Here is a 13,746-nt window from a genome sequence, read left to right as displayed (position 1 = left end):
GGGAGTCAGGATCTACCGAGCCGCGCCAGCTCGGCCAGCCGCTCGACCGTGCGAGCTTCAGGCGTCCACCCCTGCGATACCAGCAGGGCGGGGTCGCATATCTGTGTCGCAGTCAGGCTGTCCCAGAACGCCCGCCTGCCGAGCGCGGCCACGACCGGCCGTATCAGGCCGGCCGGCACAGCCATCAGACGCACAGGCCGCCCCAAACCTCTGCGAAAGGCGACGATAACGGTCTCGACGGTGACCGGCGGCACATCGGCGCCGACGTAGATCGGGCGAAGCGGTCCGGAATGGCTGAGCAGGTGCGACACTGCTCGCACCGCGGCCTCGGAAGAAATCAGCGAGCGGATTCCGGTCAAGGCACCCGTCGGCAGCGGCAGCGGCGTATCGGCAAGGCGCATCAGCGTTGCCAGATTTCCCCTCATGCCGCTTCCATAAACCGGAGGCAGGCGCAACACGGCGGCGTCCGAGCGGCCGTGTAACGCGTAGGCGTCCAAAACCTTGATCTCGCCTTCGCGCTTCGAGCGTCCATAGGCGCATTGTGGGGCAGGAAGCGTGTCCTCGTCGATCGTTGCGCTGACGTGCGCGCCGATTACCGCTCGGATCGAGGAGAGATGGATGAAGCGTCCGCTTATCTGGGCGGCCGCTGCATGCGCCAGCCGCGCGCTCAATTCCACATTGACTGCCCTGTAATCGGCTTCGGTTGCATTTCCCTGATCATTGTTGAGGCCGGCGCAATGGACCACGTCAGTCATATCCCGGGTCAGTTCCAGGAAGGCGGCGGCCGGCGCGTCGAAACCGGGCATCGGCACAGTCTCGTTTTCCGAACCCAGCCTCTCGGGATGGCGGGAGGCGAGGCGAAGCTCGGCACCGGCTTCGCGAAGGTGGCGCACGACAAGACGCCCGATGAAACCTGTCGCTCCCGTGACCAGAACCTTCATGGTCTTGCCCGAAACAGCTCTTTGCTGACTACTCGCTCTTCCATCACTGGCGCAGGTGCCTGCTCTTCCAACAATGGAACCTGGCGGCCGGAGGCGAGATATGTTCCGCTCACCAGGAAGACCATCAGCACCGAGTCCAGAATGTCATGGCCGATCAGGATGCCTGTCATTCCGGCCGTCAGATAGGTGATCACCACGACGACAATCATGGTCGCGCCGAACCGCTCGCTCGGATCGCTGCTGTTTCGCAAGACCCGGACGGCATTTCCAGCGGCAACGATAAAGATCGCCGCCAGCGTCACGGCGCCCAGAATTCCCGCTTGCACCAAGGCGGTCAGGAAGCCGTTGTGAAAATGGTTGAAGCCTGTGTCCATCGCGAACTGCTCATGAAAGCCCTGCTTGATCAGAAGCTGGGTTGCACCCACACCGTGCCCGAACAGTGGCATGTCATGGAATGCTTTGAGGCCGATCTCCCAAAGCGCAACACGTATTCCCAGCGAGGTATCGTAGTTGCCGCTGGCTCCAAGCGCACCCCAATCGGAGCGCAAAAAGTCGACCCGCCCGGATATCGCCTGGAAGCTGGAAGCGGCGATCACGACGCCGACCGCCGCCAGCAGCAGCAGCAGGCGAACGGCATTCCTGCCTCTGAGCCTGTGCCGGTTGATCAGCATGACGGCGATACCGGCGATCAGCAGTGCCAGCCAGACGATACGCGAGCCGGAATAGATGACGGCGATCGTCCCGGCCAGTGCCGCGTAGAAGAGGGGTGTCCGCGCTTGCTCAATACCGGACAAGGCGCCAGCCACACACATGACCACGGAAAGGCAGACGACGGTTGCGAAGACGATCGGATTTCCAGCTCCCCCCTCGGCCCTGACGCCAATCCAATATTGCTGGATGACGGCCATGAGCAGCGCGACAAAGCAGGCGGCCATGCTGGAAAGCACGACAATGCGGGCAAGCGTGGTTTTCTGCGTGATGCTCCAGGTCGAATAGGAAACGGGAAAAAACAGGAAGGTGACGAGCGGGATAAGATGTGGCGCATCCCGGACGAACGAGTTGTTGACGATGGACGCCAGGAGATTGGCGGCGCAGTAGGCATAGATCGCGACCGTCATCCAGATCATGGGCCGGTCGGCGTTGAAGCGCCTTTTCCGTAAAGCAATCAGCAGGACTGACGAAAGGCCTCCGCCATTGAATACAAAGCTGACCACCGATCCCAGAACCGGTGGAAAAAAGAAGCAAAGGATGGAGAAGTAGTTGTTGATCCGCGAAGGCGTGAATTGCTGTCTCAGGGATGAAAGCCGGGTCAATTTTCGGGCTCGCTGTCTTCGGCAAGTTTCATGCGGCGGATCTGTTTAGCGAAGTTGAATGCGCTCGCCTCGAAATTGCCCATGCCTCAAGATGCACTTGCCCGCTTCCCGAGGCTGGTATAGCGGCTGCCCCCCATTTTCGATAGTGTATAGGGCAGATTGCCACCGAAAATCGGCGGCAGGCGCGGGCCGACCAGAGGAAGTCCCTTGAAAGCCGCAACTGGTCCATTCAAGCAATATTTTCCCCGCGTTTTCTGGGCCGTTGAGCTTGCGGGCAGGAATTTCCGGGTTTGCCGGCATCTGTGGAAAATTCATTCTCGAACCATGTGCGGCCGGGCCAGTCTTGCATTGTTCTTGACAATGGCGATCTGCTAGAACGCCGGCACGAGAAAGATTGTCCGGAAACAAGGCTCGAACCGGGCGCGAAGAGCTCGATGATTTGAGGCAAGGTCTTCTGTTGGAAGATACGAAAGAACGCCCACGGCCCATGACAACAGCGCTTACGCATCTTCAGCGGCTTGAAGCCGAGTCCATCCATATATTCCGTGAGGTTGCGGCCGCTTTTGCCAAACCGGTCATGCTCTATTCGGTCGGCAAGGATTCATCCGTGTTGATGCATCTGGCGATGAAGGCGTTTTATCCCGCCAAGCCGCCGTTCCCCTTTCTTCACGTCGACACGACGTGGAAGTTCCGCGAGATGATCGCCTTTCGCGATCAGATGGCGCAGAAACTCGGCTTCGATCTCCTGGTTCATGTCAACGAAGACGGCGTGCGCGACAACATCAATCCGTTCGACCATGGTTCGAACACCCACACCCATGTCATGAAGACCGTGGCGCTGCGCCAGGCGCTCGACAAATACGGTTTCGATGCGGCCTTTGGCGGCGCTCGTCGCGACGAGGAGAAATCGCGCGCCAAGGAGCGCATCTTTTCCTTCCGCAACGCCCAGCATGTGTGGGATCCAAAGAACCAGCGCCCCGAAATGTGGAAGATATTCAACACCCGCATCGCATCGGGTGAATCGATCCGCGTCTTTCCGCTGTCGAACTGGACCGAACTCGATATCTGGCAGTACATCCTGCAGGAAAGTATCCCGATCGTGCCGCTCTATTTCGCGAAGGAACGGCCGGTGGTGGAACGCGACGGCATGCTGATCCTGCGGGACGACGACCGCATGAAACTGCGCCCCGGCGAGACAGTGGAGAACAGGCTGGTGCGGTTCCGCACGCTGGGTTGCTATCCGCTGACCGGCGCCATCGAATCGGATGCCGACACGCTGGAAGCCATCGTCGGCGAAATGCTGACGGCACGCACGTCCGAACGGCAGGGTCGCCTGATCGACCGCGATGAAGCCGGCTCGATGGAAAAGAAGAAGCGCGAGGGGTACTTTTGACCATGCGCCACATCATGGCAAAGAGCCTCGCTCCCACCGACGACGTTCGCGACTATCTGGCTGCGCAGGAGAAAAAGTCGCTGCTGCGCTTCCTGACCTGCGGCTCGGTCGATGACGGCAAGTCGACGCTGATCGGGCGCCTGCTGTCCGACACCAAGCAGATTTTCGAGGACCAGCTCGCCGCGCTCGAACGCGATTCGCGCAAGCATGGCACGACGGGCGACGACATCGATTTCGCTCTGCTGGTCGACGGTCTGGAGGCCGAGCGCGAGCAAGGTATCACCATCGACGTCGCTTACCGCTTCTTCGCCACGCCGAAACGCAAATTCATCGTTGCCGACACACCTGGCCACGAGCAATACACCCGCAACATGGCCACCGGCGCCTCGACCGCCGACCTGGCGATCGTGCTGATCGATGCCCGGCAGGGTGTGCTTCGCCAGACAAGGCGGCATTCGATCATCGCCTCGCTGCTCGGCATCCGCCACGTCGTGCTGGCCGTCAACAAGATCGATCTTGTCGGTTTCGATCAGGCGGTTTTCGACCGGATCGTCGAAGACTACGGGCAGTTCTCGCGCGATCTCGGCTTCCAGACCATTGTGCCGATCCCGATGTCGGCCCGTTATGGCGACAATGTCAGCCGTCGGTCGGAAAGCATGGAATGGTATTCCGGCCCGACGCTGATCGAGCATCTCGAAACCGTATCGGTCGACGAAGCGATGGTCGAGCTGCCGTTCCGTTTCCCGGTCCAGTATGTCAATCGTCCCAATCTCGACTTTCGCGGCTTTGCCGGCACGGTCGCCTCCGGCTCGGTTGCGCCCGGCGACGAGGTCGTTGTCGCCAAGTCCGGCAAATCCTCGCGCGTCAAGCGGATCGTCTCGTATGGCGGCGATCTCGCCCAGGCGGCCGCCGGCCAGGCCGTTACGCTCGTCCTCGACGACGAAGTCGAAATCTCGCGCGGCAACATGCTGGTTTCGCCTGCAGCACGACCGCAGGTCGCCGACCAGTTCGCCGCCAACATCGTCTGGTTCGACGAACATGCGTTGCTGCCAGGCCGCTCTTACATCCTGCGCACCGAGACCGACCAGACCAGCGCCACCGTCACCGACCTGAAATATAGGATCAATGTCAACGACTTTGCCCATGAAGCGGCCAAGTCGCTCGAAATGAACGAAGTCGGCATCTGCAACATCTCGACGCGGACGCCGATCGCCTTCGATCCCTTCGCCGAAAACCGCACCACCGGCGCTTTCATCCTGATCGACCGCATCTCCAACGCCACGGTCGGCGCCGGCATGATCCTGCACTCGTTGCGCCGTGCCGAAAACATCCATTGGCAGTCGCTCGATGTCGGCAAGCGCGTGCGCGCCGACATGAAGAACCAGCGGCCCGCCGTGTTCTGGTTCACCGGGCTGTCGGGTTCCGGCAAGTCGACCATCGCCAACCTGTTCGAAAAGAAGCTGTTCGCCACCGGCCGCCACACTTATATCCTGGACGGCGACAACGTCCGTCACGGTCTCAATCGCGATCTTGGCTTCACCGACGCCGATCGCGTCGAGAATATCCGCCGCGTTGCCGAAGTGGCGCGTTTGATGGCCGATGCCGGGTTGATCGTCATTGTTTCGTTCATTTCGCCGTTCAGCGCCGAGCGGCGCATGGCTCGCGAATTGATGGCCGACGGAGAGTTCATCGAGGTGTTCGTCGATACGCCCTTCGAGGAATGCGCCAGGCGCGATCCGAAGGGCCTCTATGCGCGCGCATTGAATGGCGAGATCAAGAATTTCACCGGCGTCGATTCTCCCTACGAAGCGCCGGAAGACCCGGAAATCCATCTCAAGACACTCGGCAAATCGGCCGAAGAGATGGTCGACGCCCTGGAACACTGGCTGAACGAGCGCGACATTGCCGAAGACCAATACGATAGCGGCGGCGGCATCTGACGACAGGCTGATGCTTGAAATCTTCGAGCGCCTGGCCCTGGCGGCTGGGCGTGAGGTGATGCGCGTGTTCCACGCCGGCTGTGCGGTTGACCGCAAGTCCGACGCCTCGCCGGTGACCGAGGCGGACCGCGAGAGCGAAAAGATCATTCTCGCCGGACTGCGTGCCGCATTTCCCGATATCCCCTGCGTGGCCGAAGAAGAAGCTTCCGCCGGGATCGTGCCGCCCGACCTGGACGGGGCTTTTTTTCTGATCGATCCGCTCGATGGGACCAAGGAGTTCGTTAACCGCCGCACCGATTTCACCGTCAACATCGCGCTGGTTCGCGATGGAGTGCCGGAAGTCGGCGTCGTCTTTGCGCCCTGTACGGGGCGCTTCTTTTCCGGCCAGCCGGGCAGGGCGGAATCACTCGAAATCGACGGCGATTACCAGATCATCGGCCGCCGGTCGATCGCGGTGAGAACGGCCGCGACGCCGCTGGCCGTCGTCGCCAGTCGGTCTCACAACACACCGGAAACCGAGGCCTATATTCGCGACCTGGGTGCCGCCGAAATCGTTTCGGTCGGTTCGTCCTTGAAATTCTGCCTTCTCGCCAGTGCCGAGGCCGATGTCTATCCGCGCTTCGGCCGCACCATGGAATGGGACACAGCGGCGGGCGACGCCATCCTGCGCGCCGCCGGCGGCATGACGCGCACGCTCGATGGCCAGCCTCTGGTTTATGGCAAGCGCAGGCAAAGCGACGACGAGGATTTTGCCAATCCGCATTTCATTGCCAGCGGCAGGGCGGCGGGCCCCGGCTGAGAAAGGCTCGGCAGCTTACTCCGCCGCGGCCTGCGCCGAATTCGAGCCGATATAGTTGCGGATCGTCTCGATGATGCGGTCCTGGTCGGCTTCGCTGAGATAAGGGTGCATCGGCAGACAGAGTATGCGCTTCGGCAGGTCTTCCGAAACGGCAAGGCCGCTCGGCGTGCGTGGGTAGTCGCGATAAGCGACTTGGGCATGCAGCGGCTTCACGTAGTAAATGACAGACGGAATGCCCTTTTCGCCGAGATGCGCCCTCAGCCCGTCGCGCTTGGGAGTCTCGATGGCGTATTGCGCCCAGGCCGAACGGGTGCCGTCCAGATTGCGGGCGGCGGTGACGATGTCGCCAAGCCCTTCGGCATAGCGTTTTGCCACCACCTGCCGGGCGATCATCTCGTCTTCCAGGATGGCCAGCTTCTCGATCAGGATCGCCGCCTGCAGCGTGTCGAGTCGCGAATTGATGCCAACGCGGACATTGTCGTATTGCGTCTCGCCCTTGCCATGGAAGGCGAAGGAGCGAAGCTGCTCGGCCAAAGCATCGTCATTGGTGAACATCGCGCCGCCGTCGCCGTAGCAGCCAAGCGGCTTGGCCGGATAGAAGCTGGTCGATCCGACATGGCCGAAAGCACCGCACATCTTGCCGTCGAGCGAACCGCCCATCGACTGGGCGGCATCCTCGATCACCATCAGCCCTTCGCGGTTGGCGATCGCCATGATCGCCTCGTAATCGGCGGCAAGGCCGAACAGATCGACGGGAATGATTGCCTTCGGCTTCAGCCGGCCTTGCTTCTTGATCATGGCGATGGCCGCTTCGAGGCTGGCAATGTCGATGTTGTAGCTATGCGGGTCGACATCGACGAACACCGGCTCGGCCTTGGCCAGTGCCACCACTTCGGCGGTGGCGGCGAAAGTGAAGCTCGGCACGAACACCGCGTCACCCGGGCCGATGCCGGCCGCAAACAGCGGCAACAGCAGCGCGTCGGTGCCGTTGGCGCAGGCCACGACATGCTTGGTGCCGATATAGGCGGCAAGCTTATTCTCGAATTCGGTGACTTGCGGGCCAAGAATATAACGGCCTTCGTCGACGACACGGTCGATCGCGGCCTTCAGCCGGTCGCGGATTCGTTCGCGCTGCGCGCCAAGATCGATGAACTGCATGTCGGCCTCAAAACGGGTTAGCCAGATAATCGGCCGCTGGTACCAGAGTTGCGCTTGCCGAGAAAGCCGGGCAGGCGGAGCCCTAAATTGCCCAAGTGTCGCAGTCCGTTACCAGTATTTCCCGGCGAATGTCAGCCAGATGCCGGAAACCCGGGCTTCGTCGGGCGCCATCCCGCCCTCATAGCCCTGGAAAGAGCCCCTGCGAAACATAAAGTGATCGATTGGGCTCAGCTTATGTTGAGCGTTGCTCAGGCGATTTCATGTCGCCAGGGTGGATTGGCGCCGGCCCGCGACACGGTCACTGCCGCCGCCTTCGCGCCGAGCGCCAGCGCCTTGTGGATGGCGTCTTTCGACAAGCCGGAAATCGCCGCCTTGGTCAGCAGGCCCTGCTCATGCAAGGAGGCGAGGATGCCGGCGTTGAAGGTATCGCCGGCACCGACCGTGTCGACCACCTCGACCTTTTCCGGCATGACGGTGACGGCATGTTCCCTGGTATAGCCGACGGCGCCTTCGCTGCCATGGGTGACGACGATCAGCTTCGGGCCTCGATCCAGCCAGTTGCGGATGACATCCTCGTGCGAGCCGGCCTCGCCGAACCAGTTCAGATCTTCGTCCGACAGTTTCACGATGTCGGCCATCGCCATCATGGCGCGGATGCGCCTGAGGTGCTTGGCCTTGTCCGGGATGAAGTTCGGCCGGATGTTGGGATCGAGCATCATGACTCGACTTTCATGCTCGCGCCGCATGAATTCCTCATAGGCACTGCCGGCGGGCTCCGAAATCAGGCTGATGGCACCGAATAGCATGGCTTCGATCTCGCTGCCAAGCTGCGGCAGGTCGTCGACGGTCAGCATGCGGCCGGCGGTGTTCTCGTCATAGAAAGTGTAGGTCGCCTGGCCGTTGGTGAGCTTGACGAAGGCCAGCGTCGTTGGCCGTGGTGAGGTGTGCGCATAGGTGGAGCTGACCTTGCTTGCCCCCAGCGCATCCCGGAATTGGCCGCCGAACAGATCCGACGATAGGCCCGAAAAGAAGCCTGCCGGCGCGCCGAGCCGGCCAAGCGCGATCGCCGTGTTGAACACCGCGCCGCCGACATAAGGCGCGAAGGCCGGCTCACCCGCTGTCGTCGTGCGCGGCAGCATGTCGATCAGGGCTTCGCCGCAGCAGAGGATCATGGCTTCCTGGTCTCCGGCGGATGGATCACACCCTTGCGGATGATGATGTTGGCGTAGAGCCGCGGCTCGCTTGTCGCGACGATGGCGTGCGCCGATTTGACCCGTGCATAGAAGTCGGCGCCGGCCAGCGCAACCACCTTGCGGCCTGGCGCCCGTTTGGCGCAGATCGCCTCGATCTCATGATGGACGGGATCGGCAAGCGAGGGATCGCCCTTGACCGAGGCGCGAAACAGCGCCTCCGGCACGGCGTCATCGACAGGCAGGACACTCAATATCGCGTCGAGTACGGGGATAAGAGGGTGGCCATCGGCGCGTACCAGCCGGGTTGCCTGCTGTTCCGCCGGATAGTTTCCGTCGACAAGGGCGATTTCGTCGCCATGCCCCATGCCGCGCAGGATCGCCAGAAGCTCCGGGCCGAGCAGCGCCGGAATTCCGATCAGCATCAGGCGCTCCTGGAAATCGTCGTCGAGCCGATCAGGAAGCGTTCGGAAAGTGGCAGGCTGGCGCCGCCGAGCGCCCGGGCATGTATGCCGACGGTTCCCTCGCGAATGGCGGGCAGCTTCAAGCCTTCGCCATCGATCGTGGCGATTGCCGCGATGATGGCGTCGACCAGCCGGCGACGCACCGCCTTCGGCATCCAGCCGTCGATCACCGCCGCTTCGAAATCGATGATCGAGGATGCGGCGACGATGGCGTAAGCGAGCGCCCTTGAGGCGCTGGCGATCCAGTCGTCGAGTTCGGATCCGATCTCGCCCCAGTCTTCCGGCGAGGTCCACAGATGCGAGGCCTCGATGCCGCGCGCATTGAGCGCCTTTTCGAGCATGGCGATGGAAGCGACATCGATCAGTTGGGCCGGCTTGCCGTCCGGCCCGGGCACCGGCATGGAGCCGAGCGCTCCGGCATTGCCGGTCGGGCCGCCAAAAAGCCGGCCATTCAGCACGATGCCGCCACCGGCAAAGGCGCCGATATAGAAATAGACGAAGTCACGCGCGGCGCCAGCCTGGCCGAAGACGAGCTCGGCGCCGCAGGCCGACGTGGCATCGTTCTGCAAATAGACCGGAAAATCGCATTGCGCCTGGATGTCGGCCCTGATATCGCGGTGACGCCATTCGTCCATGACATCGCGCGGGGCGCCGGCGGTATCGGCCCAGTTCCACAATTCGAACGGCATGGCGATGCCGAGCCCGGCGATGCGCTTGTCTTGCGCGGGCGTCAGCTCGCCGCGCATCTGCCGCATGCCGTTGGTGACGAAGTCCACCGTCTCGCGCGGCGCCGGGTAGCGATAGGAATGCTGCAGCATCGAACGGACATGGCCAAGGAAATCTATCAATACCAGTTCAGCGCTGCGGCGGCCGATCTTCAGGCCAATGAAGAAAGCGCCTTCGGGGTTGAGCGCCATCGGGATGGAAGGCTGGCCGATCTTGCCGCGCAACGGCGCCTGGCGCAGCAGGAGGCTTTCTTCCTCCAACTCGCGCATGATGACCGAAACCGTCTGCGCCGAAAGGCCGGTCATGCGGGCGATGTCGGATTTTGCCAGGCTGCCGTGCTGGCGCACCAGCGACAGCACCAACCGCTCGTTGTGGTCGCGCATGCCGCTCTGGTTGGTGCCGCGGTGAATGAGACTGTCATTCACCTCGGGCGAACCGTGCCTCGCAATGGCCGTTTCCACCCTGTTCCTCCCGTCGTTTCCCCTCAATGCTTTTGGGCCAGAATGGGTGAACGAAGCAAGGCTGTCAATAATAAATAAGAGTGATTTAATTATTGACAGGGGCTTCGTGCTGGTGTCTGTTGAGACGGCGTCCACGCTGGGAGAATTTCGTTGGACGCGCTGCAGGTGCCGGTTGGCCGGCATCCGGATAGTTCCACTGGGAGGAAATCGTGACCAATACAAAACTGTTGAAATCGACCGTGTTTGCCGCCGCGGCTCTGGGGCTGATGGCGTCTGCGTCGTCCGCATCCGCGGCTGGTGTCGGTGCCTGCCTGATCACCAAGACTGACACCAATCCCTTCTTCGTCAAGATGAAGGAGGGCGCCACCGCGAAGGCCAAGGAACTCGGCGTCGACCTCAAGACCTATGCCGGCAAGATCGACGGCGACAGCGAGAGCCAGGTCGCGGCCATCGAGAGTTGCATCGCCGACGGCGCCAAGGGTATCCTGATCACTGCATCCGACACCAAGGGCATCGTGCCTACCGTGAAGAAGGCGCGCGATGCGGGCCTGCTGGTGATCGCGCTCGACACGCCGCTCGATCCGATCGACGCCGCCGACGCGACCTTTGCAACGGACAATCTCGAAGCCGGCAAGCTGATCGGTGCCTGGGCAGCCGCCACGCTCGGCGACAAGGCCAAGGACGCCAAGATCGGCTTCCTCGACCTGACGCCTTCGCAGCCGACCGTCGACGTGCTTCGCGACCAGGGCTTCATGATGGGCTACGGCATCGACGTGAAGGATCCCAACAAGATCGGCGATGAGGACGATGCGCGCATCGTCGGCCACGACGTCACCAACGGCAATGAAGAGGGCGGCCGCAAGGCGATGGAGAACCTCCTGCAGAAGGACAACACCATCAACGTCATCCACACCATCAACGAGCCTGCTGCTGTCGGCGCCTACCAGGCGCTCAAGGCTGTCGGCCTCGAAAGCCAGGTGCTGATCGTCTCCGTCGACGGCGGCTGCCCCGGCGTGAAGTCGGTGGCCGAAGGTGTCATCGGCGCCACGTCGCAGCAATATCCGCTGCAGATGGCAGCGCTCGGCATCGAGGCGATCGCCGCCTTCGCCAAGGACGGAACCAAGCCGAAGCCGACCGAAGGCAAGAACTTCTTCGACACCGGCGTCAACCTGGTGACCGACAAGCCGGCCACCGGCGTGAAGTCCATCGACACCAAGGAAGGCCTCGCCAAGTGCTGGGGCTGATCCCGGTCTGACAGGCATCCAGGGAACCTGAGCGGCCGGGGCTTGATCCCCGGCCGCTTCGGGTGGACGATGGCTCGCGTGACCGCGAACAATCCCGGCAGCAGACCGGAAAGGCGTGGACTGGCGTCGGCGTTTGGCTGAAGCCTACGGGGAGTAAACATGGCTCAAGCTCAGGAATTCGAGAAGGTTCTCTCGAGCAGCGATACAAGCGTTGCCGCTTTTGACGAGCACAAATCGGCCGTCAAGCGCATCCAGCATTTCCTGCATTCGACGCCGGCCGCGGTGCCGCTGATCGTGCTGGTTCTGGCGATCATCGTCTTCGGCATCACCATCGGAGGGCGGTTCTTTTCGTCCTACACACTGACGCTGATCCTGCAGCAGATCGCCATCATCGGCATTCTGGGTGCTGCGCAGACATTGGTCATCCTGACCGCCGGCATCGACCTGTCGATTGGCGTGATCATGGTGATTTCAGCGGTGATCATGGGCAATTGCGCGGTCAGCTATGGCATGCCGAGCGCGCTCGCCGTGGCGATCGGGCTTGCCGCCGGCGCGGCCTGCGGGCTGCTCAACGGGGTGCTTGTCGCCTACATGAAGCTGCCGCCCTTCATCGTGACGCTTGGCACCTGGAACATCGTCATGGCCACTAACTTCATCTATTCGGCCAACGAGACGATCCGCGACACCGATGTCGACACCCAGGCGCCGCTGCTGCATCTCTTTGCCATCAGCTTCAAGGTCGGCACGGCGGTGCTGACGCTCGGCGTCATTGCCACGGTCGTGCTCGTGATGATCCTCTGGTACGTGCTCAATCACACGGCATGGGGCCGCCATGTCTACGCCGTTGGCGATGATCAGGAGGCGGCGAAGCTGTCGGGCATCCAGACCAAGAAGGTGCTGATGACGGTCTACACCCTTGCCGGGCTGATCGCCGCTTTCGCTGCCTGGGTCTCCATCGGCCGCAACGGCTCGATCTCGCCGTCGGCCGCCGTCACCGACTACAATCTCCAGGCGATCACCGCGACGGTGATCGGCGGTATTTCCCTGTTCGGCGGACGTGGCTCGATCCTGGGTACGCTGTTCGGCGCGATGATCGTCGGCGTCGTCTCCATGGGCCTCAACATGCTGGGCGCCGATCCGCAATGGAAGGTGCTGCTCACCGGTGTGCTGATCATCGGCGCCGTGGCAGTCGACCAATGGATCAGAAAGGTTTCGGCATGACCACGACCCAGGAACCCATTCTCACCGCGCGTGGCCTGGTCAAGCGCTACGGCCGCGTCACCGCCCTCGACAACGCCGACTTCGACCTTTACCCCGGCGAAATCCTTGCGGTCATCGGTGACAATGGCGCCGGCAAATCGTCGCTCATCAAGGCGATTTCCGGCGCTGCCGTGCCCGATGAAGGCGAGATCCGGCTTGAAGGAAAACCCGTCTCCTTCAAATCGCCGATGGAGGCCCGCGAAGCCGGCATCGAGACCGTCTACCAGAACCTGGCGCTGTCGCCCGCGCTGTCGATCGCCGACAACATGTTCCTTGGCCGCGAAATCCGTAAACCGGGTTTTCTGGGCGATTGGCTTCGCATGCTCGATCGCCCGGCGATGGAAAAGCGCGCCCGCGACAAACTTACCGAACTTGGCCTGATGACCATCCAGAACATCAGCCAGGCTGTGGAGACGCTCTCGGGCGGCCAAAGACAGGGCGTTGCCGTGGCACGTGCGGCCGCCTTCGGCAGTCGGGTGGTGATCATGGACGAACCGACGGCCGCGCTTGGCGTCAAGGAAAGCCGCCGCGTGCTCGAATTGATCCTCGACGTCAAGAAGCGCGGCCTCCCGATCGTGCTGATCTCGCACAACATGCCGCATGTCTTCGAAGTGGCCGATCGCATTCACATCCATCGGCTGGGCCGTCGCCTCGCCGTCATCGACCCCAAGCAATATACGATGTCCGATGCCGTCGCCTTCATGACAGGAGCCAAGGCCCCGCCGGAGGCGGCGCTGGCGGCTTGATACATGTCGCCCAAAGTGGCTGGTGCTTGGCAACAGCGGCAAGCACGGAACAGGAATTTGAAGCGCGTCGCGCGGGCCGTCTTGACGCGTCACACTTCAGAATTGCCAAAT

Annotated in this window: 12 protein-coding genes; 6 read left to right on the top strand and 6 right to left on the bottom strand. The window is 62.1% G+C overall.

Annotation, left to right across the window (positions count from 1 at the left end; genetic code table 11):
* Nucleotides 1-5 precede the first annotated feature (5 nt).
* Nucleotides 6-941, bottom strand: a complete 936-nt coding sequence (locus NKK51_RS01255; RefSeq protein WP_352550736.1) for an NAD-dependent epimerase/dehydratase family protein — start codon at nt 939-941, stop codon at nt 6-8.
* The gene (locus tag NKK51_RS01250) at nt 938-2,254 is read right to left on the bottom strand and encodes an O-antigen ligase family protein (protein ID WP_352550734.1); all 1,317 of its coding nucleotides are present in this window, start codon (nt 2,252-2,254) and stop codon (nt 938-940) included. Before NKK51_RS01250 ends, NKK51_RS01255 begins: the two co-directional genes overlap by 4 nt.
* Nucleotides 2,255-2,741: 487 nt before the next feature.
* Here NKK51_RS01250 and cysD point away from each other — a divergent pair, with 487 nt between their 5' ends.
* From cysD to cysQ, 3 genes are read left to right on the top strand one after another with little or no spacing between them, the layout of a single operon-like run.
* Nucleotides 2,742-3,647: a sulfate adenylyltransferase subunit CysD gene (gene cysD / locus NKK51_RS01245; RefSeq protein ID WP_023808519.1), complete on the top strand. Its 906-nt coding sequence runs from the start codon at nt 2,742-2,744 to the stop codon at nt 3,645-3,647.
* Between the two features lie 2 nt (nt 3,648-3,649).
* Nucleotides 3,650-5,587, top strand: coding sequence for a sulfate adenylyltransferase subunit CysN (gene cysN / locus NKK51_RS01240; protein WP_352550976.1), 1,938 nt, complete (start codon nt 3,650-3,652; stop codon nt 5,585-5,587).
* A gap of 10 nt (nt 5,588-5,597) precedes the next feature.
* Nucleotides 5,598-6,386, top strand: a complete 789-nt coding sequence (cysQ, locus tag NKK51_RS01235) for a 3'(2'),5'-bisphosphate nucleotidase CysQ (protein WP_352550974.1) — start codon at nt 5,598-5,600, stop codon at nt 6,384-6,386.
* A 15-nt stretch (nt 6,387-6,401) separates the two neighbouring features.
* Here the strand turns inward: cysQ and NKK51_RS01230 are convergent, their stop codons facing one another.
* The 4 genes from NKK51_RS01230 to NKK51_RS01215 all read right to left on the bottom strand — a co-directional run bounded on the left by NKK51_RS01230 (nt 6,402) and on the right by NKK51_RS01215 (nt 10,385).
* Nucleotides 6,402-7,544, bottom strand: a complete 1,143-nt coding sequence (locus NKK51_RS01230; protein ID WP_352550732.1) for a DegT/DnrJ/EryC1/StrS family aminotransferase — start codon at nt 7,542-7,544, stop codon at nt 6,402-6,404.
* Between the two features lie 248 nt (nt 7,545-7,792).
* Nucleotides 7,793-8,716: a carbohydrate kinase family protein gene (locus NKK51_RS01225; protein WP_023808514.1), complete on the bottom strand. Its 924-nt coding sequence runs from the start codon at nt 8,714-8,716 to the stop codon at nt 7,793-7,795.
* Nucleotides 8,713-9,159: an RbsD/FucU family protein gene (locus tag NKK51_RS01220; protein ID WP_023808513.1), complete on the bottom strand. Its 447-nt coding sequence runs from the start codon at nt 9,157-9,159 to the stop codon at nt 8,713-8,715. Before NKK51_RS01220 ends, NKK51_RS01225 begins: the two co-directional genes overlap by 4 nt.
* Nucleotides 9,159-10,385, bottom strand: a complete 1,227-nt coding sequence (locus NKK51_RS01215; RefSeq protein WP_352550730.1) for an ROK family transcriptional regulator — start codon at nt 10,383-10,385, stop codon at nt 9,159-9,161. The genes NKK51_RS01220 and NKK51_RS01215 overlap by 1 nt, the downstream gene beginning before the upstream one ends.
* 266 nt (nt 10,386-10,651) lie before the next feature.
* On the opposite strand from NKK51_RS01215, the gene NKK51_RS01210 reads away from it, so the two are divergent.
* From NKK51_RS01210 to NKK51_RS01200, 3 genes are all read left to right on the top strand, one after another.
* Nucleotides 10,652-11,629, top strand: a complete 978-nt coding sequence (locus NKK51_RS01210) for a sugar ABC transporter substrate-binding protein (RefSeq protein ID WP_502895823.1) — start codon at nt 10,652-10,654, stop codon at nt 11,627-11,629.
* 159 nt (nt 11,630-11,788) lie between these two features.
* The gene (locus NKK51_RS01205) at nt 11,789-12,850 is read left to right on the top strand and encodes an ABC transporter permease (RefSeq protein WP_127269995.1); all 1,062 of its coding nucleotides are present in this window, start codon (nt 11,789-11,791) and stop codon (nt 12,848-12,850) included.
* Nucleotides 12,826-13,635: an ATP-binding cassette domain-containing protein gene (locus NKK51_RS01200; protein WP_352441333.1), complete on the top strand. Its 810-nt coding sequence runs from the start codon at nt 12,826-12,828 to the stop codon at nt 13,633-13,635. The genes NKK51_RS01205 and NKK51_RS01200 overlap by 25 nt, the downstream gene beginning before the upstream one ends.
* Nucleotides 13,636-13,746: the final 111 nt, after the last annotated feature.

This window comes from Mesorhizobium sp. M0011 (assembly GCF_040324155.1).
Taxonomy (GTDB): domain Bacteria; phylum Pseudomonadota; class Alphaproteobacteria; order Rhizobiales; family Rhizobiaceae; genus Mesorhizobium.
Note: the sequence above shows the minus strand (reverse complement) of the source record. Positions and strands in the feature narration are given on the sequence as shown.

What these genes read in the sequence shown, in the direction of transcription:
- NKK51_RS01255 (WP_352550736.1), bottom strand. Translation starts at nt 941, where the DNA reads ATGAAGGTTCTGGTCACGGGAGCGACAGGTTTCATCGGGCGTCTTGTC.
- cysD (WP_023808519.1), top strand. Translation starts at nt 2,742, where the DNA reads ATGACAACAGCGCTTACGCATCTTCAGCGGCTTGAAGCCGAGTCCATC.
- cysN (WP_352550976.1), top strand. Translation starts at nt 3,650, where the DNA reads ATGCGCCACATCATGGCAAAGAGCCTCGCTCCCACCGACGACGTTCGC.
- cysQ (WP_352550974.1), top strand. Translation starts at nt 5,598, where the DNA reads ATGCTTGAAATCTTCGAGCGCCTGGCCCTGGCGGCTGGGCGTGAGGTG.
- NKK51_RS01230 (WP_352550732.1), bottom strand. Translation starts at nt 7,544, where the DNA reads ATGCAGTTCATCGATCTTGGCGCGCAGCGCGAACGAATCCGCGACCGG.
- NKK51_RS01225 (WP_023808514.1), bottom strand. Translation starts at nt 8,716, where the DNA reads ATGATCCTCTGCTGCGGCGAAGCCCTGATCGACATGCTGCCGCGCACG.
- NKK51_RS01220 (WP_023808513.1), bottom strand. Translation starts at nt 9,159, where the DNA reads ATGCTGATCGGAATTCCGGCGCTGCTCGGCCCGGAGCTTCTGGCGATC.
- NKK51_RS01210 (WP_502895823.1), top strand. Translation starts at nt 10,652, where the DNA reads ATGGCGTCTGCGTCGTCCGCATCCGCGGCTGGTGTCGGTGCCTGCCTG.
- NKK51_RS01205 (WP_127269995.1), top strand. Translation starts at nt 11,789, where the DNA reads ATGGCTCAAGCTCAGGAATTCGAGAAGGTTCTCTCGAGCAGCGATACA.
- NKK51_RS01200 (WP_352441333.1), top strand. Translation starts at nt 12,826, where the DNA reads ATGGATCAGAAAGGTTTCGGCATGACCACGACCCAGGAACCCATTCTC.